At 47.4% G+C, this 22,538-nt stretch carries 18 protein-coding genes, 1 tRNA gene and 1 pseudogene; 12 read left to right on the plus strand and 8 right to left on the minus strand.

Annotation, left to right across the window (positions count from 1 at the left end; translation table 11 throughout):
• Window positions 1–24 precede the first annotated feature (24 nt).
• Complete coding sequence (gene rlmKL / locus P7M01_RS03905; protein WP_317483039.1) at window positions 25–2,175, minus strand: bifunctional 23S rRNA (guanine(2069)-N(7))-methyltransferase RlmK/23S rRNA (guanine(2445)-N(2))-methyltransferase RlmL; 2,151 nt, start codon at window positions 2,173–2,175, stop codon at window positions 25–27.
• Between the two features lie 233 nt (window positions 2,176–2,408).
• Here rlmKL and argA point away from each other — a divergent pair, with 233 nt between their 5' ends.
• Window positions 2,409–3,731, plus strand: a complete 1,323-nt coding sequence (gene argA, locus P7M01_RS03910) for an amino-acid N-acetyltransferase (protein WP_317483040.1) — start codon at window positions 2,409–2,411, stop codon at window positions 3,729–3,731.
• 228 nt (window positions 3,732–3,959) lie between these two features.
• Here argA and birA read toward each other — a convergent pair whose 3' ends face one another.
• Window positions 3,960–4,901, minus strand: coding sequence for a bifunctional biotin--[acetyl-CoA-carboxylase] ligase/biotin operon repressor BirA (gene birA / locus P7M01_RS03915; protein ID WP_317480542.1), 942 nt, complete (start codon window positions 4,899–4,901; stop codon window positions 3,960–3,962).
• A gap of 156 nt (window positions 4,902–5,057) precedes the next feature.
• Here birA and guaB point away from each other — a divergent pair, with 156 nt between their 5' ends.
• The 6 genes and pseudogenes from guaB to guaA all read left to right on the plus strand — a co-directional run bounded on the left by guaB (window position 5,058) and on the right by guaA (window position 9,956).
• Window positions 5,058–6,524, plus strand: coding sequence for an IMP dehydrogenase (guaB, locus tag P7M01_RS03920; protein ID WP_202937016.1), 1,467 nt, complete (start codon window positions 5,058–5,060; stop codon window positions 6,522–6,524).
• 119 nt (window positions 6,525–6,643) lie between these two features.
• Entirely contained in the window at window positions 6,644–7,312 is a 669-nt protein-coding gene (locus tag P7M01_RS03925) for an HAD family hydrolase (RefSeq protein WP_202937017.1), read from the plus strand.
• A 40-nt stretch (window positions 7,313–7,352) separates the two neighbouring features.
• Window positions 7,353–7,663: pseudogene (locus tag P7M01_RS03930) on the plus strand (BRO-N domain-containing protein); the annotation flags it as partial.
• A 22-nt stretch (window positions 7,664–7,685) separates the two neighbouring features.
• Entirely contained in the window at window positions 7,686–7,826 is a 141-nt protein-coding gene (locus P7M01_RS03935) for a hypothetical protein (protein WP_202937019.1), read from the plus strand.
• 112 nt (window positions 7,827–7,938) lie between these two features.
• A complete protein-coding gene (locus tag P7M01_RS03940; protein WP_317481740.1) occupies window positions 7,939–8,340 on the plus strand; it encodes a GFA family protein in 402 nt (133 codons plus the stop codon).
• Between the two features lie 44 nt (window positions 8,341–8,384).
• A complete protein-coding gene (guaA, locus tag P7M01_RS03945; protein ID WP_317481741.1) occupies window positions 8,385–9,956 on the plus strand; it encodes a glutamine-hydrolyzing GMP synthase in 1,572 nt (523 codons plus the stop codon).
• A 30-nt stretch (window positions 9,957–9,986) separates the two neighbouring features.
• Here guaA and P7M01_RS03950 read toward each other — a convergent pair whose 3' ends face one another.
• The 4 genes from P7M01_RS03950 to putP all read right to left on the minus strand — a co-directional run bounded on the left by P7M01_RS03950 (window position 9,987) and on the right by putP (window position 13,402).
• Entirely contained in the window at window positions 9,987–10,454 is a 468-nt protein-coding gene (locus P7M01_RS03950; RefSeq protein ID WP_202937022.1) for a hypothetical protein, read from the minus strand.
• Between the two features lie 109 nt (window positions 10,455–10,563).
• A tRNA-Ser gene (locus tag P7M01_RS03955) sits at window positions 10,564–10,653 on the minus strand.
• 272 nt (window positions 10,654–10,925) lie between these two features.
• The gene (cmoB, locus tag P7M01_RS03960) at window positions 10,926–11,891 is read right to left on the minus strand and encodes a tRNA 5-methoxyuridine(34)/uridine 5-oxyacetic acid(34) synthase CmoB (RefSeq protein WP_317483411.1); all 966 of its coding nucleotides are present in this window, start codon (window positions 11,889–11,891) and stop codon (window positions 10,926–10,928) included.
• Complete coding sequence (putP, locus tag P7M01_RS03965) at window positions 11,888–13,402, minus strand: sodium/proline symporter PutP (RefSeq protein WP_317483410.1); 1,515 nt, start codon at window positions 13,400–13,402, stop codon at window positions 11,888–11,890. Before putP ends, cmoB begins: the two co-directional genes overlap by 4 nt.
• 245 nt (window positions 13,403–13,647) lie before the next feature.
• Here putP and rng point away from each other — a divergent pair, with 245 nt between their 5' ends.
• The 4 genes from rng (at window position 13,648) to P7M01_RS03985 (ending at window position 20,063) form a co-directional block, all read left to right on the plus strand.
• Window positions 13,648–15,126 (plus strand): ribonuclease G, encoded by a 1,479-nt coding sequence (gene rng, locus P7M01_RS03970; RefSeq protein ID WP_317476475.1) that lies wholly within the window; start codon window positions 13,648–13,650, stop codon window positions 15,124–15,126.
• A gap of 146 nt (window positions 15,127–15,272) precedes the next feature.
• Window positions 15,273–16,721: a metalloprotease TldD gene (gene tldD, locus P7M01_RS03975; protein WP_202937026.1), complete on the plus strand. Its 1,449-nt coding sequence runs from the start codon at window positions 15,273–15,275 to the stop codon at window positions 16,719–16,721.
• 155 nt (window positions 16,722–16,876) lie between these two features.
• Entirely contained in the window at window positions 16,877–18,076 is a 1,200-nt protein-coding gene (locus P7M01_RS03980; protein WP_317483409.1) for an aspartate aminotransferase family protein, read from the plus strand.
• A gap of 571 nt (window positions 18,077–18,647) precedes the next feature.
• Entirely contained in the window at window positions 18,648–20,063 is a 1,416-nt protein-coding gene (locus tag P7M01_RS03985; RefSeq protein WP_202937028.1) for a sucrose-specific PTS transporter subunit IIBC, read from the plus strand.
• Window positions 20,064–20,152: 89 nt separating this feature from the next.
• On the opposite strand, the gene P7M01_RS03990 is transcribed toward P7M01_RS03985, so the two are convergent.
• Window positions 20,153–20,947, minus strand: coding sequence for an epoxyqueuosine reductase QueH (locus tag P7M01_RS03990; protein ID WP_202937029.1), 795 nt, complete (start codon window positions 20,945–20,947; stop codon window positions 20,153–20,155).
• Window positions 20,948–20,995: 48 nt separating this feature from the next.
• Complete coding sequence (gene ispB, locus P7M01_RS03995; RefSeq protein WP_317476612.1) at window positions 20,996–21,967, minus strand: octaprenyl diphosphate synthase; 972 nt, start codon at window positions 21,965–21,967, stop codon at window positions 20,996–20,998.
• A gap of 252 nt (window positions 21,968–22,219) precedes the next feature.
• Here ispB and rplU point away from each other — a divergent pair, with 252 nt between their 5' ends.
• On the plus strand, window positions 22,220–22,531 hold the full coding sequence (gene rplU, locus P7M01_RS04000; protein ID WP_012072663.1) for a 50S ribosomal protein L21: 312 nt from the start codon (window positions 22,220–22,222) through the stop codon (window positions 22,529–22,531).
• Window positions 22,532–22,538: the final 7 nt, after the last annotated feature.

Here is a 22,538-nt window from a genome sequence, read left to right on the forward strand (position 1 = left end):
CACTTTTATTGGAAATCGCTTGAATCAGTCATTGCGGGTGAGCAACCAGCAGTTGTGGATTTGCTTGTTGCGTGCAAAATCCAACGGTAAGGTTTTGGCGGAAATTTCTACGCCGTTTAAGCCTAACCAAGCTAAACCGTCGAAATCCATTTTGAATCCGCGTTTATTGTTGGAGAACACAATGGTGCCGTTCGGACGCAAAATCCGTTTTAGGTTTTCCATCAGTTTGATGTGGTCGCACTGCACGTCCCAGCTGTCTTCCATCCGTTTGGAATTGGAGAAGGTGGGCGGATCCGCAAAAATCAAATCGAACTGTTTATCGCAACGCGCCAGCCATTGCAGACAATCCGCCTGAACCAGTTTATGCCGTTTGCCGTCTATATCGTTCAGAATCAGGTTTTGTTCCGCCCAGTTCAGATAAGTATTCGACATATCCACGGTGGTGGTGGATTTCGCGCCGCCCAGCGCCGCATGCACCGTTGCGGCTCCCGTGTAAGCGAAAAGATTGAGAAAATCTTTGCCTTTCGCCATTTCGCCCACCATTTTACGGGTTAACCGGTGATCCAAAAATAAACCGGTATCCAAATAATCGGTCAGATTTACCCAGAGTTTCGCACCGTATTCCGTCACGTAAAAATATTCGCCTTTGTTGGCCAGTTTTTCATATTGATTGCTGCCTTTTTGTTTTTGACGAACTTTTAAAACCAGTTTATTGGTTTCCACGCCGGTGACGGCAAGGGTCGCGCTTATCGCGTCCAATAAGCGTTGGCGGGCTTTGTTTTCATCAATATTTTTTGGTGCCGCATATTCTTGCACCACAATGTGATCACCGTAACGATCCACGGCCAAATTGTAATCGGGTAAATCCGCGTCATACAGGCGATAGGCCTCCAAACCCTGTTGTTTCGCCCATTTTTCAATTTTCTTTATGTTTTTCTGCAAGCGATTGGCGAAATCCGTCGCCACCTCGGCATGGTCGGAAAGTGCCGGATTTTCCGCCGCACTTTCATCTCTTTGTTCTAAAGTGCGGTCAGAAATTTGATAGTTTTTTTGCACGCAATCCAACGGGCCGTTTTTCGCCTTAAACTGACGAAAAGAACGCATTCGCAGGCAGTCCAGCAAGCCTTGTTCCGAACTGAAAACGGAGGCGTTCCAGCCGCCGAATTGTTGTTTCAAGCGTTGCCCGAACACGGAATAAAGAGCGATTAACGCCGGCGTGGTGCCGAGTCGTTCGCCATAAGGCGGATTACACAGCACGGTGCCTTTTTCGCCGTTTGGCAGCGGATTTTTTAACGCCGCGACATCTCCCTGAGAGAATCGGATTAAATGAGCGACTCCCGCATTTCGAGCGTTAGCTTGCGCTTTTTTCAGTACCGGATGATCCAAATCGAACCCGTAAAAATGCGGCTGCGGATTTTTCTGCATTTCCGCTTCCGCCAGGGCAACGGCTTGCGCCTTCACTTTTTCCCAGACCGCCTGATTATGCCCTTTCCAGAAATCAAATCCCCAGTGTAATCGGTGTAGCTGCGGCGCGATTTGTGCTTCCATTTGCGCCGCTTCAATCAGCAACGTGCCGGAACCGCACATGGGATCCACTAGAGGCGTGCCTTTTTGCCAGCCGGAACGCAAGACCAACGCCGCCGCTAAGGTTTCCCGCAACGGCGCTTGTCCGCTGTCTTCGCGGTAACCGCGCATATGCAGGGCTTCGCCGCTTAAATCCAGAGAGATGATTAAATCGTCGCGATTCAGATAAGCGTGAATGCGCACATCGGGATGATTTTTATCTACGCTCGGGCGCTCTTTACCGTTACGTTCGAAATAATCCACAATGCCGTCTTTCACCCGCATAGCACCGAATTGACTGTGGCGAATTTCGCGGTTTGTGCCGTTAAAATCGACAAAAAAGCGGGCTTTTTCGTCGAAATAGTTTAACCAGGGCTGGCTGACGACGGTAGAGTAGAGATCCAAATCGCTGTAAATTTTGCTTTGGGTAATGGGCAATAAAATGCGGGAGGCAAGACGCGACCACAATAACGCTTTGTATTGGGTTTCATCGTCTGCGGAAAAATGGACGCCGCCCTGCGCGACGCGGGCGTTTTGCGCGCCGAGTTCGGTCAGTTCGGTTTTCAATAATTCTTCAAAGCCACGGGCACAGGTGGCGAAAAGTGGTTTCATCAGGTTTCTCTGTTCATCAAAAAATTGCCGCGATTATAGCAGGTTTATGCGAGGAAAAGAATGCGATAAAATAGCCGGCGACCGTTATCTTCAGCCTCGTAGCAAAGGTTTTTGTCTGACAGGAATACGGCAAATGAAAAAACGTGTCTTTTTGTGACCGCACTTTTTGCTTGCATATTGTTTGATTTGCATATAAATTCATTATTACTGAATAATTATTTATCTATGAGCCCATGCGAAGTACAGAATTAGTCCAATGGTTCCGCCAGTCTACCCCTTATGTGAATATGCATCGCGGTAAGACGTTCGTCATCATGTTGGATGGTGATACCATCGCGAGTGAGAATTTTATCAATATTATCAGTGATATACGTTTGCTGCACAGTTTGGGAATTAAGCTGATTATTGTGTTCGGCGCCAGATTTCAGATTAACGAATTGCTGCTTAAAAATCACATTCAGCCCGTTTATCATAAAAATATCCGGGTGACGGATCCGCGTACGCTGGAATTGGTGAAACAGGCCGCCGGGCGGCTCAATTACGACATTATGTCCCGTCTTTCCATGCGTTTGCCCCATTCGCCGCTGCTGAACGTGGTGAGCAGTAACTTTATTCTGGCGCAGCCTATCGGGGTGGATGACGGCGTAGATTACATGCTAAGCGGCAAAATTCGTCGAATAGAAGTGGAAAATATCAAAAAACAACTGGAAAATGACGCGATCGTGTTAATCGGGCCGGTCGCACCTTCCGTCACCGGCGAAAGTTTCAATTTGCCTTTCGAAGAAGTGGCGACGCAGGTGGCGATTAAGCTGAAAGCGGAAAAACTCATCGGTTTCAGTAATACCCAAGGAATTTTAGATAAAAACGGCGTGTCCATTTCCGATTTGTTGCCGCAGGAAGCGGCGGATTATTTGCAACAATTCATTGAACGGGATCAATATCACAGTTCGCAGGCGCGTTTCCTGCAGGCGGCGATTGACGTGTGCCGCGCCGGCGTGCACCGTTCTCATTTGCTGAGTTACGAGGAAGACGGCTCGTTATTGCAGGAATTATTTACCCGCGACGGGGTGGGAACGCAGCTTTCCATGGAAAATTCGGAAGATGTTCGGATTGCCACGGCGCGTGATATTCCAAGTTTGCTCGAATTGATTCATCCGTTGGAACAACAGGGCGTGTTGGTAAAACGTTCGCGCGAGCAGCTGGAAATGGATATTGAAAAATACACTATTATCGACCGCGACGGCGTCATTATTGCCTGTGCCGCGCTGAATGTGTACGAGGCGGAAAAAATGGCGGAAATGGCGTGCGTTGCCGTGCATCCCGATTACCGCAGCTCTTCCCGCGGCGATATTCTGCTGACGGAAATTCAAAAACGGGCGAGAAATTTGGGGATTGAAAAACTGTTCGTGCTCACCACCCGCACGGTGCATTGGTTCCAGGAACGTGGCTTCCGCATGGCGAACGTGGAAGATTTGCCGAAGGATAAACGCGAGCATTACAACTATCAGCGCCGTTCGAAAATTCTGATTCAGGATTTGCAGAAATCCGACGAGTAGTGACATATAAAAATCCGCCTAATCGGCGGATTTTTTGGATTTCGGGTCGTAAAGTGCGGTCACAAAAAGCAACGCTTTTTGAACGTTGGCTTTGCCAACGGTGGCGAAGCCATAAGTAATCGCACTGGCGATTACGCATAAAAAAAGCGACGTTTTTTAATCGGTTTGGCGACCACTGCAAAAGGCGATCCGTTCTTTCAAACACGGCCGTTTTTTACGGGAAAACGATCATCTGCCGTTTTTTCGCAAGGAAACTTCGCCGCCGTTAAACGTCATCCATTCGTTTCCAACCTGCAAACGCAAATGTCCGCGTTCGTCGATTCCTTGTTCAACACCGGAAATAATCTGTTTTTCTTTGATAATGTTGACTTCGTGCTGAAAAAATGCGTCATTTTGCCGCCATTGTTGTTGAAATTCGGGGGTGATGCCGTGCCGTTCAAATTCCGTTAACGCCTGAATTAATTCCTCAAATACCGTAATCAGCAGTAAAGTGCGGTCGATTTTCGGCAAGATTTCCTGTAAATTCGCCCAAGCCTGATCGATTTGATTGGTGTCACGTAACACGGCGACATTAATGCCTACTCCGATGACCAGATTCAGCCGGCCGTTTTCCGTGCCCGCCGTTTCGATCAAAATTCCCGCCAGTTTGCGACCGTGCAGCAGGATGTCGTTCGGCCATTTTAATTTTGCCTGATCGGAACCCAGTTTACAGATTGCCCGACGAATCGCCATGCCTACCGTCAGGCTTAAACCGTCCACGGATTTGCCGGCGTCCACTTGCCACATCATGCTGAAAATCGCCTGTGCGGCAAACGGCGATTGCCATTGGCGCCCGCGCCGTCCCCGACCGGCGGTTTGGTGTTCCGTTATGCAAATATCTCCTTTGTTGAGGCGGCTCATGTTGGTCAGCAATAAACGATTGGTGGAATCAATCACCGGTACGTACATGATTTTATGACGGGGAAAAACTTGCTGAATTTTGACCGCACTTAACAACGGCGTTTGCGGAATTAATCGCACTTCGCCGAAAGCGGTGTCGATGAGAATGCCCTGTTTCTGCAACGTTTGAATGCGGGCGAGCAATTCCTCGTCGGAACAGGCGAAAAGTGCGGTCAGATTTTCGAAAGAATGAGGCTGGCAGTCCGCCAGAATTTCTAATAATGAAGTCATGTAAATTCCTTACGGCAAACGATTAGCGTTTTTTTATCATAAATTGGGGAAAAGATAAATTTTTCTTGAAAAAACGTTCACAACGGAAATCAAAATCTGTATAATCCGTCCGCAATATTTTTTAACTTCAACTTTAAATTTAGAGAGAATATTGCAATGTCATTACGTATCAAAACGGAAGCGTTAACCTTCGACGACGTGCTTCTTGTCCCCGCACATTCCACCGTGCTGCCGAATACCGCAGACCTTTCCACTCAATTAACCAAAGAAATTCGTTTAAACATCCCGATGCTTTCCGCCGCGATGGATACGGTAACCGAAGCCAAGCTGGCAATTGCGCTTGCGCAGGAAGGCGGAATCGGATTCATTCACAAAAATATGTCTATCGAACGCCAGGCGGATCGCGTGCGTCGGGTGAAAAAATTTGAAAGCGGTATTGTGTCCGAACCTGTTACGGTTTCTCCCGAATTATCTCTTAACGAACTGGCGCAATTAGTGAAGAAAAACGGTTTCGCCGGTTATCCCGTTATCGATCAAAAGGATAATTTAGTCGGTATTATCACCGCCCGCGATACCCGTTTCGTCAAAGATTTAAACAAAACCGTGGCGGAAGTGATGACGCCGAAAGAAAAACTGGTTACCGTGAAAGAAGGCGCAAAACGCGAAGATATTATCGCCTTAATGCACAGCCATCGGGTGGAAAAAGTGTTAGTGGTTGACGATAACTTCAAATTGAAAGGCATGATTACCGTTAAAGATTTCCAAAAAGCCGAACAAAAACCCAACGCCTGTAAAGATGAATTCGGTCGTTTGCGTGTGGGCGCCGCCGTTGGCGCCGGTCCGGGCAACGAAGAACGAGTGGAAGCTTTAGTTAAAGCGGGCGTGGACGTGTTATTGATCGACTCTTCGCACGGTCATTCGGAAGGCGTGTTGCAACGGGTACGCGAAACCCGCGCCAAATATCCGAATTTGCCGATTATCGCCGGTAATATTGCAACGGCGGAAGGTGCGAGAGCGCTGGCCGAAGCCGGCGCCAGCGCGGTGAAAGTGGGAATCGGACCGGGTTCAATCTGTACTACTCGTATCGTGACCGGCGTGGGTGTGCCGCAAATCACTGCCATTGCGGAAGCCGCAGGCGCTTTAGAAGGCACCGGCATTCCGGTTATCGCCGACGGCGGTATCCGTTTTTCCGGCGATATTGCTAAAGCGATTGCCGCAGGGGCTTCATGCGTGATGGTGGGATCTATGTTCGCCGGTACGGAAGAAGCGCCGGGTGAAATCGAATTGTATCAAGGGCGTTCGTACAAATCATACCGCGGCATGGGCTCATTAGGCGCGATGGCAAAAGGTTCCGCCGACCGTTATTTCCAATCGGACAATGCAGCCGACAAATTGGTGCCGGAAGGGATTGAAGGCCGTATTGCATACAAAGGCTTCTTAAAAGAAATCATTCTGCAACAAATGGGCGGTTTGCGTTCCTGCATGGGCTTAACCGGCTGCGCCACCATCGAAGAACTCCGCACCAAAGCGGAATTCGTCCGCATCAGCGGCGCAGGCATTAAAGAATCGCACGTTCACGACGTAACCATTACCAAAGAAGCGCCGAATTATCGTTTGGGTTAAGCTTCCAAATTAACTTTAGGGTGGGCTTTTAGCCCGCCTTTTTGAGTTTAAAGTGCGGTAGATTTTTGTGAGGTTTTTTGTAAAATTCGGTTGTTTACTTAATAAGATAGAAAGTGCTTATGCTGCAAGCCATTATTTTTGATATGGACGGCGTGATTGTCGATACCGAGTATGTGGAATTCACCCTACAGAAACAATTTATTGCCGACATTCAGGAACATAACCGCCCGATTACACCGGAACAACAATCGGAAGTGGTCGGTAAATCCTTAAGGGAAATCCCGGAAATCGTCAAAAAACTGAGCGGTTCAAGCTTACCGCTGGCAGAGATTCAAACACGCTATCAAGCCTTTTTTAACGATTTATTCAGCAATGTGGATTACCGAACGATTTTTCGATCCGACATTAAACAAATTATCGAGTTTGCCAAAGCACACCGAATTAAACTGGCGGTGGCGTCGTCTTCCGCTTTGTCACATATCAGCAACATTTTGACAGTATGCGGAATTAAAGATGATTTTGATTTGATCGTGACCGGCGACGACTTCGACCGCAGTAAACCCGATCCGGCGATTTATCGCCACACGTTAGATTCATTAGGCGTTTCCGCCGAACACGCTGTTGCCGTAGAAGATTCCTATTACGGCATGCTTGCCGCCAAAGGCGCGGGAGTAACCGTCATCGGCTACGAAGAAAAGCGGATGATAGTCGATCAATCTTTGGCGGATTACATGGGCAAAGATATGTCGGAGATTTTGGCGTTGATTAAAAGGTTACATGCGGCGTAAAGTGCGGTCGAAAATTCAGGCATTTTTTTAGGTGTTATAAATGGACATCAAACTTTTTGAACAAAAAAAGTGCGTTCCATTTGGGATGAAGAGCAGGAAAAATGGTATTTTTCGATTGTAGATGTGGTTGAGGTTTTAACTGAAAGCCCTAATCCAAGAAATTATTGGAAAGTACTGAAACATAGACTGACTAAGGAAGGAAGCCAGTTGGTTACAGATTGTAACCAACTGAAATTAAGAGCTTCAGACGGAAAATTTTATAAAACTGATGTTGCGGACATACCACAACTGTTACGCCTCATTCAATCCATTCCGTCCCCTAAAGCCGAGCCATTTAAACTTTGGTTGGCGTAAGCGATTAATCCTGCAACCTTTGAAGAAAATCAAGCCTGAACAAGGCGGCAATGTCGCCAAAGTCGCCCGAATGGAGCTGGAAAGCAAAACGGGCAAAAAAGTCGTGAGTGATTTATCGGCGAAGAAGATGATTGCGGGAAGTAAGAAGAAGTTGAAATAACTACATTTTCTCTGAACGGCTTTGCAGTGGATGGATTGAAAGAGGTGTAATTTGCAAAATTTTAATCAATTCTCACCGCTTGTCTCCACTATAAATGACTAAGGAATAAAAAATGAAAGGTCAATGCTTATGCGGTTCAGTAAAGATTACTGTACCTGAAAATAAAAACGTTCATGCTTGCCATTGCGGAACTTGTGTTCGTTGGAACGGTAGTCCGTTATTTTCTTTAAGTTATCAACAAAAATTGGATATTTCAGGTGAAGATTTCATCCAATGTTATCAGTCTTCCGAATGGGCGGAACGAGCTTTTTGTAAGAAATGCGGTACGCATTTATACTATCATTTATTAGGTACGGATAATTATGAACTTTCCGCCGGTTTATTCAGTGCGGAAAATGAATTTACCTTAGAGCAGGAAATTTATATTGATTGTAAACCCTCTTTTTATTATTTAGGCAACGATGTTCCTAAATTAACGGAGAAAGAATTTTTAGCAAAGTTAGGCTCGCAATAAGCAGTCAAATTTAATCTGATTTTTACAAAAAATAGAGAAACAAAATGAACAACATCCACAACCACAAAATCTTAATCCTCGACTTCGGTTCACAATACACCCAACTGATCGCGCGTCGTGTGCGTGAAATCGGGGTTTACTGTGAACTTTGGGCTTGGGACGTGACGGAACAACAGATCCGTGAATTTAATCCGACCGGGATTATTCTTTCCGGCGGTCCGGAAAGTACTACGGAAGACAACAGTCCGCGTGCGCCGGAATACGTATTCAACGCCGGCGTTCCGGTGCTCGGCGTGTGCTACGGCATGCAAACTATGGCGATGCAGCTTGGCGGTCTGACGGAAAATTCCAATCATCGTGAATTCGGTTACGCTTCCGTTTCTCTTGAAAATTCTACCGCACTTTTTGCCCGATTGAATGATGATTTGAATTCGGCGCAGCCCAAACTGGACGTTTGGATGAGCCACGGCGATAAAGTCACCCGTTTACCGGAAGGCTTTCAGGTGACCGGCACCACGTCGACTTGTCCGATTGCTGCCATGTCGGATGAAAGCCGTCGTTTCTACGGCGTACAGTTCCACCCGGAAGTGACACATACTAAAAGCGGTTTGGCCTTATTAACCAACTTTGTGGTAGATATTTGCGGCTGCAGCACGAACTGGACGCCGGAAAATATTATCGAAGACGCCGTAGCGCGCATTAAAGCGCAAGTGGGCGACGATGAAGTGATTTTAGGCTTATCCGGCGGTGTGGATTCTTCGGTAACCGCATTGTTATTACATCGCGCCATCGGTAAAAACTTGCACTGCGTGTTCGTAGACAACGGTTTGTTACGTTTAAACGAAGCCGATCAAGTAATGGAAATGTTCGGTGACAAATTCGGTTTGAACATTATCCGAGTGGATGCCGAAGAGCGTTTCTTAAGCGCGTTAAAAGGTATTGCCGATCCGGAAGCGAAACGCAAAATGATCGGTAAAGTGTTTGTGGACGTGTTTGACGAAGAAGCACACAAACAAACCAGCGTGAAATGGCTGGCGCAAGGCACCATTTATCCCGATGTGATTGAATCTGCAGCCAGTAAAACCGGCAAAGCGCACGTGATCAAATCCCACCACAACGTGGGCGGCTTACCGGACTACATGAAGCTCGGCTTGGTGGAACCGCTTCGCGAGTTGTTTAAAGACGAAGTGCGTAAAATCGGTTTGACGCTTGGTTTGCCGGCGGAAATGCTGAATCGTCACCCGTTCCCGGGCCCGGGTTTAGGTGTACGCGTGTTGGGCGAAATCAAGAAAGAATACTGTGATCTACTGCGCAAAGCAGACGCGATTTATATCGAAGAACTTTATAAATCCGGTTGGTATTATAAAGTCAGCCAGGCATTCACTGTGTTCCTGCCGGTGAAATCCGTCGGCGTAATGGGCGACGGCCGCAAATATGACTGGGTTGTCAGCCTGCGCGCGGTCGAAACCATCGATTTTATGACCGCACATTGGGCGCATTTACCGTATGATTTGCTCGGTAAAATCTCAAACCGCATTATCAACGAAGTAGACGGCATTTCCCGCGTAGTATACGACGTAAGCGGCAAACCGCCTGCGACGATTGAGTGGGAATAATCAATATCTAACCGATAAAGGCGCTGGTTTTTAACGTGCGCCTTTATTTTTTCGCATTCGATTTCTTCTTTGGGTTACTTTTCTGTTTCTGGGAGCCAGCGTAAGCAGCAGCGATCCTAAATATATTCCGACCCCGAACATCAGCCATTCAATTACGCCATAAGCTAGTTTCCAATAGAGGTGATCGACTGATTCTCTCAGTTCTTTATAGAGATAAAATAATACGAAGCTAATGAATAGCCGGAACATAATACGGTTAAAATCACTCAAAGCACTTTTAGCAATATCTTGGAAAAATGATTCGGTAACGGCAACCATAAGCACAAATGTTGCGATCAATGCGCCGACGTAATCGACAAATACTATTAGTATCTCATTAAATTTTTCCGGATAGGTGAAAAATCGTATTAAAAAAAGGATGGCCCAAATTAGACATGATAGCGAGCTTAGCCAATATAACTTTTGTAAGTTTTTATTTACCATGGGTTTAAGCAGCATTGGTTTTATTCCTTATAATGACTTTCATTATTCGGAATCTTAACTCGAAATGTAAATTCGGTGAAATAAAAAACGGCAAGTTCGAAACTTGCCGTTTTTTTGAATTGGATGGCGGAGGAACTGAGATTCGAACTCAGGGAGGGCTCGCACCCTCGCCGGTTTTCAAGACCGGTGCATTCAACCGCTCTGCCATTCCTCCGCGATTTAAGCGTGGTGAATAATACGGATTTAGGCTGTGGCTGTCAAGGGATAATCTTGAAAAAATGCAATTTTATCAATTTGTTTTGACTGCAAAAATCGCCTTGTCATCCTTTGAAAGCATTTCTTGTGTTTTTCTGATGTCGGGTAAGCCTATTTTCCCAAAAACTTTGCTTTTTTTATGCGTAATCGCCAGTGCGATTACTTATGGCTTCGCCACCGTTGGCAAAGCCAACGTTCAAAAAGCGTTGCTTTTTGTGACCGCACTTTTGCTTATTTATTGGCGATAATCACCGCGCGTTTGGGCGCGGGATAGCCTTCGACGGTTTTGCTGTGATCGGCAGGGTCTAAAAAATCAATCAGACTTTCGTTGTCCAGCCAATCGGTTTTTCGTTGTTCTTCAAGAGTGGTCACCGCTTCATCCACGCAACGAATATTGCTGAAGCCGGATTTGCCCAACCAGTTGATTAAACAAGCCACCGACGGAATGAAATACACATTTTTCATTTTGGCGTAACGATCCGCCGGCACCAGCGCCGTATTTTCGTCGCCGTCGATCACCAAAGTTTCCAGCACCAGTTCGCCGCCTTTACGCAGTTGGTTTTTTAGCTGAGTTAGATGATCCAGCGGTGATTTGCGGTGATACAGCACACCCATGGAAAACACCGTATCGAACACGCCGAGAGGCTGCATTTCTTCAATGCCTAAAGGAATTAAATTGGCGCGGCGATCGTTATTCAGCAGTTTGCGCACCGCTTCAAACTGACACAGGAACAATTCGGTCGGGTCGATGCCCACCACGGTTTTGGCACCTTCGCCGACCATGCGCCACATGTGATAACCGCTGCCGCAGCCGACGTCTAACACGGTGCGATCCTGCAACGGCGCCAAATGGGGCAGCACCCGCTCCCATTTAAAATCGGAGCGCCATTCGCAGTCCACATGAATGCCGAATAAATGATACGGGCCTTTGCGCCACGGCATCAGCTGTTTCAGATGATGAATAATGCGTTGGCGTTCGCCTTCGGAAAGCGGAAAAGTGCGGGAGGATTTTACAGAGTTTTTGAGATCAATATGATCCGCCGTTAAATTCGGTAAAAAATCCACAATTTTCGCCCATTTGGCATATTCGCCGTGGGTATTTTTTTCCCAGTTTTTCAGCTGTAACGGCAAGGTTTCCAGCCATGCAGACAAATTAGAAGTGGCAATTTGCCGGTAAAAGGGACGAAAGTCGATCATTGGGCATCCTTATAAGCTTGATTGGCCTGACGGAATCTGTCTTCGATTTGTCGGCTTGGTTTGGGCGATAACAACGACACGATAATAATGCTTAATGTCGCGCAGCCGAAAGCGGGAATCATTTCATAGACATTGTGCCAAACGCTGTCTGTCGGCACCCAGTGTTTCCAGCCGAAAACCACGACGGCGCCCGCCAGCATGCCCGCCATGGCGCCGCTTGAAGTCATGCGCTTCCAGAATAAAGACAGTAGCACGACCGGGCCGAAAGCGCTGCCGAAGCCCGCCCAGGCGAACTCAACCAGTTTCAGCACTTTATTGTTTTCGTCCTGTGCAATCCAAATGGCAAGCCCCGCAATGCTCAGCACCATGACGCGACCTAACCAAACCAGTTCTTTATCGGAGGCGTTCGGGCGAATGAAACCTTTATAGAAATCTTCGGTAATGGCGCTGGAGGAAATCAGCAATTGGCAACTGAGGGTGCTCATCACCGCGGCTAAAATAGCGGAGAGTAAAATACCTGAAATCCAAGGGTTGAACAGCAATTTTGCGAGTTCGATAAAAACCTGTTCGCGTTCCCCGTTAACGGTGCCCGCTAGTTGCGGATTAGCATGGAAATAGGCGATGCCGAAGAAACCGATGCCGATAGCGCCCGATAAACAGAGTATCATCCATATCATGCTGATACGACGGGCTTTATTGAGTGATTTAGCCGAATAAGCCGCCATAAAACGGGCTAAAATATGCGGTTGACCGAAATAGCCCAAGCCCCAGGCGGCCAGGCTGCATAAAGCGAGCGGCGTGGTGCCGGTGAATAAGTCGGTGTAGTCTTTTTGAGCGAATTGTTCCGCCTGTGTCATGATCACGGATAAATTATCCCAGCCGCCGATGCTGTAAATGATGAAAACGGGAGTGAGGAGCAGGGCGAAAATCATCAATGTCGCCTGAATGGTGTCCGTCCAGCTGACCGCCAGGAAACCGCCGATAAAGGTATACGCAATGGTTGCCAGCGCGCCGTACCAAAGCGCGGTGTGATAATCCATCGAAAACAGATTCTGGAATAATTTGGCGCCGGCCACCACGCCGGACGAGCAATAAATGGTGAAAAAGACCAGAATAATGGTAGCGGATACGATTTTTAATAATTTATGCTCGCTGCCGAAACGGCTGTGAAAATATTCGGGCAAGGTGAGCGCGTTATTATTGAATTCCGTGTGCACGCGTAAACGTCCCGCCACGAAGCGCCAGTTGCAGTAGGCGCCAAGGGTTAAACCGATGGCGATCCAGCCTTCAATCAGACCCGAAGCGTAAACTGCGCCGGGCAATCCCATTAATAACCAACCGGACATATCGGAAGCACCGGCGGACATGGCGGTGACAAAACTGCCCAAACGGCGGCCGCCCAGAATGTAATCGGAAAGATTCGACGTATAACGGTAGGCGAGCAAACCGATGGCAATCATGCTCAAAATATAAACACTGAAGGTAATAAGCGTTGGATCAAGTCCAAACATGAAAAACTCCGAAAATTGTGATTTTTATCCGCCGTTCCTGAACGGATGGCTCAGCTTTTAGGTCGTTGGCAAAGCCGGGCTCAAAAAACATTGCGTTTTTTGACCGCACTTTACAGGCTGCGAACGGGTGATTTTTTACGCTAAATTTGAGAAAGGTCACATTTTACATGAATTCCGCTTGTTTTTCTATTTTGCTTTTCGTTATCCTAACGGGATTAATTTTAATGTGATTTTTCAGGTAGTTTATGAATGCTGTAGAGTTGTTGGTGAATGTGACGCCGAATGAAACCCGCGTCGCATTAATGGATAATGCGGAATTAAAAGAAGTTCATATCGAACGTCAGGCAAAACGCGGGATTGTCGGCAATATTTATAAAGGCCGAGTGACGCGCGTGCTGCCCGGCATGCAATCGGCGTTTGTGGACATCGGGCTAGACAAAGCGGCGTTTTTACATGCGTCGGATATCGTCAGCTATACCGAATGCGTCGATGAAAACGAACAAAAGCAGTTCGTGGTGAAAGATATTGTGGAACTGGTGCGCGAAGGGCAGGATTTAGTGGTTCAGGTGGTGAAAGATCCGATTAGCACTAAAGGCGCCCGTTTAACCACCGATATTACGCTGCCGTCCCGTTATCTGGTGTTCATGCCGGAAAACAGCCACGTGGGCGTGTCGCAACGTATTGAAAGCGAAGAAGAACGGGCGCGCTTAAAAGCCTTGGTGGAACCTTATTGCGACGAATTGGGCGGCTACATTATCCGTACCGCCGCGGAAGGCGTGACGGAAGCGGAACTAAAACAGGACGCGGATTTCTTAAAACGTGTATGGCGCAAAGTGCTTGAACGTAAAAGCAAATATCCGACCCGCTCTATGATTTACGGCGAACTGGCGTTAGCGCAACGGGTGTTGCGGGATTTTATCGGGCAAGGTATCGAAAAAATCCGCATCGACTCTAAACTTTGTTTCAACGAAGTGAAAGAATTCACCGAAGAATTTATGCCGGAACTGACGGACAAACTGGTGCTGTATTCCGGCAATAATCAGCCGCTGTTTGACGTATACGGCGTGGAATCGGCAATTAATGCGGCGTTAAATAAACGGGTGAATTTGAAATCGGGCGGTTATCTTATCATTGAACAAACGGAGGCGATGACTACCATCGACATCAACACCGGTGCGTTTGTGGGGCACCGCAATCTGGAAGAAACCATCTTCAACACGAACATTGAAGCCACCAAAGCCATTGCGCAGCAGCTGCAATTACGTAATCTCGGCGGGATTATCATCATCGATTTCATTGACATGCAAACCGACGATCACCGCAATCGCGTGATTCAGTCCTTGGAAGAAGCGCTATCGAAAGATCGCGTCAAAACCAACGTTAACGGTTTTACCCAATTAGGCTTGGTGGAAATGACGCGAAAACGCACGCGCGAAAGTCTGGAACATATTCTTTGCAGCGATTGTCTCGCCTGCCAGGGACGCGGGCACGTCAAAACCGTGGAAACCGTATGTTACGAAATTATGCGCGAAATTATCCGCGTTCATCATTTATTCGCCAGCGAAATTTTTACGGTTTATGCCTCGCCCGCCGTCGCGGATTATCTGATTAACGAAGAAAGCCACGGTTTACTGGCGGAAATCGAAGTCTTTATCGGTAAGCGCGTGCAGGTTAAGCCTGAAGTTTTCTATCACCAGGAACAATTCGACGTGGTGGTGATGTAAACCGAGCGATAATGAAGTTAAAGTGCGGGCGATTTTTTCAATGTTTTTTTAAATTGTGTTAAAATCGCCCGCACTTTTGTATGATTTTTGCCTTCATAAAGCACTGAGAAAAGCGGAAAGTCATCATTTTTTATTTAGAGAAGAATATGTTAGATACCGTCCAAAATTCCTTGCTCACCAACAGCAACCTTTCCTTAACCGATATTCCGAACATTTTTGATTTAATGTCGCACCGTCGTATTGATTACGCGGATCTTTATTTCCAGCTTAGTCAGGATGAAAACTGGGTGCTGGAAGACGGCATTATCAAAGAAGGCGGATTTCATATCGATCGCGGTGTCGGCGTGCGGGCCGTAAGCGGCGAGAAAACCGGTTTCGCTTATTCCGATCAAATCAATCCGGCGAATTTACAGCAATGCGCCAATGCGGTGAAAGGCATCGCCGCGCCGAGCGAGCGACATATTATGCAGCCGGTAAATTTAACGCCGGTGCAGGCCGTTCGGCGTTACGCCGCAATTAATCCGCTGGATACGTTAAGCAAAGAACAGAAAATCGATTTATTGCGCCTGGTTGATCGCACGGCGCGCGCCGAAAGTCAATATGTGACAAAAGTAACCGCAAATTTGACCGCACTTTATGAAGAAATCCTGGTGGCGGCGACAGACGGCACGCTGGCGGCGGACATTCGTCCGTTGGTGCGGTTGTCGATTTCCGTGCTGGTGGAAAAAGACGGCAAACGGGAGCGCGGCAGTGCAGGCGTGGGCGGACGGGTCAGCCTGAATTGGTTCTTCGACGATTTCAACGGCGAAATGCGCGCCCTGTATTTTGCTAAAGAAGCGGTGCGCCAGGCGCTGGTGAATGTCGGTGCCGTCGCCGCGCCTTCCGGTTTAATGCCCGTCGTGCTGGGCGCCGGCTGGCCGGGCGTGTTACTGCACGAAGCGGTGGGACACGGCTTGGAAGGTGATTTCAACCGCAAACAAAGTTCGTTATTCAGCGGCAAAATCGGGCAGTTGGTGACTTCGCCGTTATGCACTATTGTGGACGACGGCACCTTGCCAAATCGTCGCGGCTCCGTGACCGTTGACGACGAAGGCGTACCAAGCCAATGCAATGTGCTGATTAAAGACGGCGTGCTGCAGGGATACATGCAGGACAAAATGAACGCGCGGTTGATGGGAATGCAGCCGACGGGCAACGGTCGTCGCGAAAGTTACGCGCATTTACCGATGCCGCGCATGACGAACACTTATATGCTGGCGGGCGAAAGCCGGTTCGAGGATATTATTGCTTCGGTGGATTACGGTATTTTTGCTCCGCATTTCGGCGGCGGGCAGGTGGACATTACGTCGGGAAAATTCACATTTTCCATGTCGGAAGCCTATCTGATCGAAAAAGGCAAAATCACTAAACCGGTGAAAGGCGCCACCATGATCGGCAACGGTATCGAAGTGATGCAACAGGTTTCTATGGTGGGAAATTCGGCGGAAATTGACCACGGTATCGGCGTATGCGGCAAAGACGGCCAAAGCGTGCCGGTCGGCGTCGGACAACCGGCGTGCAAGATTGAGAAGATTACCGTAGGCGGAACAAATTAAGTTTTTTCTTTTTTCATTGAAGTCGGGCTCATTCTTTGGGAGCTTTCTTGCACGAGCATGATAATAATTTTGAATTTTTATTCAAGATAATTGCATAATAAATCAAAAAAGCGTAACCTACAGCCAAACATAATCAGCGAAAAAGGACAATAAAAATGACACAATATCTCCGCAGTAAATTTGATGAGGTGATGATTCCCAACTATAATCCCGCCAATTTTGTGCCGGTAAAAGGCAAAGGAAGCCGAGTGTGGAATCAAAACGGACGGGAATATATCGATTTTACCAGCGGAATTGCAGTGAACGCTTTGGGGCATTGTCCCGATGAAATTGTGGCCGTCTTGAAAGAACAGGGCGAAAAATTGTGGCATTCCAGCAACTGGTTTACCAGCGAGCCGACATTGGAACTGGGTGATAAATTGGTGGCAAATACCTTTGCCGAGCGAGTGATGTTTGCCAATTCCGGCGCCGAAGCCAATGAAGCGGCACTGAAACTGGCCCGGCGTTATGCGGTGGATCATTTCGGTTATCAAAAATACAATATTATTTCCTTCAAACAGAGTTTTCACGGCCGTACTTTGTTCACTGTCAGCGTGGGCGGGCAGCCGAAATATTCCGACGGATTCGGTCCGAAACCGGCGGGTATTATTCATGTGCCGTTTAATGATTTGGACGCGGTAAAAGCGGTTATCGACGATCATACCTGTGCGATTATCGTGGAGCCGATTCAAGGCGAAAGCGGTGTCATTCCGGCGAAAAAAGAATTTTTGCAGGGATTACGATCGCTTTGCGACGAATATAATGCGCTGCTGATTTTCGACGAAGTACAAACCGGCGTAGGACGTACCGGGGCGTTCTATGCCTATCAAAAATTCGACGTGACGCCCGATATTTTAACTTCCGCCAAAGCGTTGGCGAACGGTTTTCCGATCAGCGCCATGATGACCACTGCCGACATTGCGAAAAGTTTTGCGCCGGGCGTGCACGGCACGACATTCGGCGGTAATCCGTTGGCTTGCGCCGTCGGAGCGAAAGTTGTGGATATTATTGCCCGTCCGGAATTCTTAGCGAATGTCAACCGCACTTCCGAGTTTTTTAAGGCTCAGTTATGCCAATTAAACGAACGATTCGGTTTGTTTACCGACGTGCGCGGCGAAGGCTTGTTGATTGGTGCCGAGTTAGTCGAGCAATATCGTGGCAAAGCGGCCGAGTTTGTAAAAGCCTGCGCCGATCAAGGGTTGATGATTTTGGTTGCCGGCCCGAATGTGTTGCGATTTGCACCGGCACTGAATATTTCGCAGGAAGAAATTGAAGCGGGAATTGGAAGATTGGCAAGCGCATTGGAGACATTCTGATTGTTTGATCGTTAAGTGATGAGTGAGACGACAAAATAACAACGGCCGGGCTTATACCCGGCTTTATTTTTAATGATTTTCGAATTTTTTAAGCTATTGATAAATAAGAAATTAAATTTTTTTTGTAAAATGTTAGAAATTTTTCAATAAATATATTGACACAAATTTACATTAACCTTACAATTCACCGCGTTTAACGTTGTGATGATGTTAAACGAATATAAGTATTTTATTCATAAAACCCCTTTTTACGCCAGATTCCCTTAGTCTGGCTTTTTTTATACGTGGAATTTAAGACAATACATAAATCGTCATTTTATTGAAGGTTTCCAAAAGCGTGTTTGTAACGGTAATCTTCAAAAAACACTTCATTTTTTATGCGTAATCGCCAGTGCGATTACTTATGGCTTCGCCACCGTTGGCAAAGCCAACGTTCAAAAAGCGTTGCTTTTTGTGACCGCACTTTTCTTTCTTTTTACTGCAATAACTCGATAACGGTAAAATTGTTCTAGTTAAATCCTCTTGTTTTGGTTAGAATTCCTAAAGACTTAATCGTTTCAGGAGGATTTTTATGAATTTCCCGCAAATTGCCCGACAGGTTATTGATAAACTTGGCGGTAAAGAAAATATTGCGACCCTTGCGCATTGTGCGACTCGCTTGCGTTTAACTATTGCTGACGAATCAAAAATAGACAAGGCGGCGATTGAAAACATCGACGGCGTAAAAGGACAGTTTTCCACTTCCGGGCAATATCAAATTATTTTCGGTTCCGGCACGGTGAACAAAGTGCATGCGGAAATGGCGAAAATTATGGGCGGCGAATCTTCCGCTTCGGCACAAGCCGCAGCCGCCAACGTGCCGCAGCAAAATATCGTACAACGCTTAATCAAAGGCTTGTCGGAAATTTTCGTGCCGATTATTCCGGCTATCGTCGCCGGCGGTTTGTTAATGGGGATTGGCAATATTTTTACGGCCAAAGATTTGTTTCAGGAAGGGAAGTCGCTGTTAGATCTTTACCCGCAATATCAAGATCTCGCCTCATTAATCGATACCTTCGCCAACGCACCTTTCGTATTCCTGCCTATTTTACTCGGTTTCACCGCCACCAAAAAATTCGGCGGTAATCCGTATCTGGGCGCTACGCTGGGTATGTTGCTGGTTCATCCCGCATTGACCAATGCTTACGGTTATGCGGAAGCCATACAAAACGGTACACTGCAAAATTGGAATATTCTGGATTTAATCAGTATTGAAAAAGTCGGTTATCAAGGCACGGTGATTCCTGTTTTGATTGCTTCCTGGGTGCTGGCGACATTAGAAAAATTCTTCGTTAAGGTGGTGCCGTCCGTATTAAATAACTTGATTACGCCGTTATTTTCTTTGTTTATCACGGGATTATTGGCGTTTAGCGTGATTGGACCTTTCGGTCGGGAAGCGGGCGAATTGCTGAGTTCCGGCTTAACCTGGCTGTATGATAACCTGGGCTTTATCGGCGGCGGCGTGTTCGGCAGTCTATATGCGCCGATTGTGATTACCGGCATGCACCAAACTTTTATCGCCATTGAAACGCAATTACTGGCAAGCACGGCGGCGACTTTCATTTTCCCGATTGCCGCGATGTCGAACATTGCGCAGGGCGCGGCTTGCCTGGCGGTGGCCGTGCTGAATAAAGACGCGAAAACTCGCGGTCTGGCGGTGCCTTCAGGTATTTCGGCCTTGTTAGGCATTACTGAACCGGCGATGTTCGGGGTGAATTTGCGTTTCCGTTATCCGTTCTATGCCGCGATGGTCGGTTCCGGTTTAGCGGCGGCGTTTATCGCGTATTTTAACGTTAAAGCGACCGCATTAGGCGCTGCCGGTTTGGTGGGAATTGCCTCTATCCGCGCGGGAGACTGGGGCATGTACGCCGTAGGGATGGCGATTTCCTTTACCGTTGCCTTTATTGTGGCGTTAGCGCTGGGCATGCGCGCTAAATCGCAGGCTTAAGTATTTGGCAAGATAAAAACGCACCGCACGAAATAAAAGTGCGGTGCGTTTTTTGTGAGTTTTTTCAAAGCACAAACAGGTGACGGCGATTATTCGTCTAAAGAATAGAAGGTTTTACCGATCTCGATTTTACCCAAACCTTTGGCTTCGCGCCATTGGTTGGCGTCCCGCAGGGAATAGACGCAGCCGCAATATTCCTGTTTGTAAAATCCTTCTTCTTTGCGAATTCGGTCGGAACGGGCGGAACCGCCGTCTTTACGCCAGTTGAAATCCCAAAAAATGACGTCGTCATAACGGGCGGCGGCGCGGCGGCCGCAGTCGTAAACTTGTTCCTGATTTTTCCAGCGGGAAATTCCGAGGCTGGTGGCGATAACCGGAAAGCCGTTTTCATGAGCGTAAAGGGCGGTGCGTTCCAATCGCATGTCGAAACATTTGGTACAACGCGCACCGCGTTCGGGTTCGTGTTCCAATCCTTTCACCCGTTCAAACCACTGCGCGCGGTCGTAATCCGCATCGATAAAAGGAATATTGTTTTTTTCCGCAAAACGTTTGTTTTCTTCTTTCCGGATTAAATATTCTTTATGCGGATGAATATTGGGGTTGTAAAAGAAAATGGTGAATTCCACGTCCGACGCCATTACCGCGGCGATAATTTCACCGGCGCAGGGCGCACAGCAAGTATGCAGCAACAATTTGCGATGCCCGTTCGGCAATTCGAGCCGAGGGCGGACATAAGGTGCATTGGGATCCGGTTTCGGGTTGCGTTTTTTTTGTTTCGGCTCAAATGAATGTGCCGAAGATTGCCCGTTTTGCGTTTTTTCCGAACGGGAAAAAACATCGCATTTTTTTCCCGCACTTTGTGCGGATTGATTGTTTTCCGTCATAATACTTTCCTAAAAAAATAAGGGCGTTTGCACGCCCTGAAATCCTGATTAATAAGTTCGATTTACGGATTGGTAAGCCAGGGAAATCAGCGCTTGTTTATATTCGTTATCCGGCAACGCGTTCAGCGCATCCACCGCTTTTTGCGCTTCAATTTTAGCGCGCTCCATAGCGTGATCGAGGGATTTATGTTCCGCCATAATGGCAAGCACTTCGCCAATGATTTCCCGTTTGCCGCCTTCTTCAATCGCCGAGCGGATAAGCGCGGCCTGCTCCGGCGTGCCGTGCCGCATGGCGTGGAGCAACGGTAAAGTCGGTTTGCCTTCCGCTAAATCGTCGCCCACGTTTTTGCCCATGGTTTCCGCTTCGGCGCTGTAGTCCAACACGTCGTCCACCAGTTGGAATGCGGTGCCGAGATAGCGTCCGTATTGTTGCAGCGCCGATTCGGTTTTTTCATCCGCATTCGCCACAATCGCCGCCGCCTGAGTGGATACTTCAAACAGACGCGCGGTTTTGCGGTAAATCACTTTCATGTAATTTTCTTCGGTGGTTTCCGGATCATTCACATTCATCAACTGTTGCACTTCGCCTTCCGCCAATACGTTCGTGGCGTCAGACATAATCGTTAACATTTTCAACGAGTTAAGTTTAGCCATCAACTGAAATGCGCGAGTGTAAATGAAGTCGCCCACTAACACGCTGGCGGCGTTACCGAACGCTGCGTTGGCCGTTGCGCGTCCGCGGCGCATATCCGATTCGTCCACCACATCGTCATGCAACAGGCTGGCGGTATGAATAAATTCAATGAAAGCCGCGCACATCGGCATTTGTTCGCCGTCGTAATTCAGTGCGCGCGCCGCCAGTAAGGCGATCATCGGACGAATGCGTTTTCCGCCGCCCTGAATGATATAAAAACCGAGTTGGTTGATTAAAGCGACGTCAGAATTAAGTTGCGCTAAAATTTCCGCGTTCACTTTTTGCATATCCGGCTCGATTAAAGCCTGAATGGCTTTCATGTCCATGAGATGATTTTGTGTTGTCATTATTGCCAATCCATGAATAAATGGGCGTTGATCGATAAAAAGTGCGGTCAAGTTTAACCGATTTTTTGTTATATCTAAAATGAAACCGACGGATTTCACAATTTTTTTATTTTATTACAAAGAAACGCTTGCTATCCCTCATATTTTTCCGTAGAATTTGCGACCTATTTATATGATTTTGACGTGCTATAAACAAAATGACGTTATAAGCACAGTATTAGCGGAGTATTTATGTACGCAGTTTTTCAAAGTGGCGGTAAACAACACCGTGTAAGCGAAGGTCAAGTTGTTCGTTTAGAAAAACTTGAATTAGCAACCGGTGAAACGGTTGAATTCGATTCAGTGTTGATGGTCGTTAACGGTGAAGATGTTAAAATTGGTGCGCCGGTTGTTTCTGGTGCGAAAGTAGTGGCTGAAGTGGTTGCGCAAGGTCGTGGCGATAAAGTAAAAATCGTTAAATTCCGTCGCCGTAAACACAGCCGTAAACAGCAAGGTCATCGTCAGTGGTTCACGGAAGTGAAAATCACTGGGATTCAAGCATAATTTCAGA

The sequence above is a fragment of the Exercitatus varius genome, from assembly GCF_029577735.1.
In the GTDB taxonomy this organism is placed as follows: domain Bacteria; phylum Pseudomonadota; class Gammaproteobacteria; order Enterobacterales; family Pasteurellaceae; genus Exercitatus; species Exercitatus varius.

Bases quoted from the DNA above. Each gene is read 5' to 3' on its own strand.
- P7M01_RS03950 (WP_202937022.1), bottom strand. From the start codon at position 10,454: ATGCTGCTTAAACCCATGGTAAATAAAAACTTACAAAAGTTATATTGG.
- P7M01_RS03990 (WP_202937029.1), bottom strand. From the start codon at position 20,947: ATGACGGAAAACAATCAATCCGCACAAAGTGCGGGAAAAAAATGCGAT.
- tldD (WP_202937026.1), top strand. From the start codon at position 15,273: ATGTTAGATACCGTCCAAAATTCCTTGCTCACCAACAGCAACCTTTCC.
- P7M01_RS03925 (WP_202937017.1), top strand. From the start codon at position 6,644: ATGCTGCAAGCCATTATTTTTGATATGGACGGCGTGATTGTCGATACC.
- argA (WP_317483040.1), top strand. From the start codon at position 2,409: ATGCGAAGTACAGAATTAGTCCAATGGTTCCGCCAGTCTACCCCTTAT.
- cmoB (WP_317483411.1), bottom strand. From the start codon at position 11,891: ATGATCGACTTTCGTCCCTTTTACCGGCAAATTGCCACTTCTAATTTG.
- rplU (WP_012072663.1), top strand. From the start codon at position 22,220: ATGTACGCAGTTTTTCAAAGTGGCGGTAAACAACACCGTGTAAGCGAA.
- rlmKL (WP_317483039.1), bottom strand. From the start codon at position 2,175: ATGAAACCACTTTTCGCCACCTGTGCCCGTGGCTTTGAAGAATTATTG.
- P7M01_RS03940 (WP_317481740.1), top strand. From the start codon at position 7,939: ATGAAAGGTCAATGCTTATGCGGTTCAGTAAAGATTACTGTACCTGAA.
- P7M01_RS03985 (WP_202937028.1), top strand. From the start codon at position 18,648: ATGAATTTCCCGCAAATTGCCCGACAGGTTATTGATAAACTTGGCGGT.
- guaA (WP_317481741.1), top strand. From the start codon at position 8,385: ATGAACAACATCCACAACCACAAAATCTTAATCCTCGACTTCGGTTCA.
- guaB (WP_202937016.1), top strand. From the start codon at position 5,058: ATGTCATTACGTATCAAAACGGAAGCGTTAACCTTCGACGACGTGCTT.
- P7M01_RS03980 (WP_317483409.1), top strand. From the start codon at position 16,877: ATGACACAATATCTCCGCAGTAAATTTGATGAGGTGATGATTCCCAAC.
- ispB (WP_317476612.1), bottom strand. From the start codon at position 21,967: ATGGACATGAAAGCCATTCAGGCTTTAATCGAGCCGGATATGCAAAAA.
- putP (WP_317483410.1), bottom strand. From the start codon at position 13,402: ATGTTTGGACTTGATCCAACGCTTATTACCTTCAGTGTTTATATTTTG.
- rng (WP_317476475.1), top strand. From the start codon at position 13,648: ATGAATGCTGTAGAGTTGTTGGTGAATGTGACGCCGAATGAAACCCGC.
- birA (WP_317480542.1), bottom strand. From the start codon at position 4,901: ATGACTTCATTATTAGAAATTCTGGCGGACTGCCAGCCTCATTCTTTC.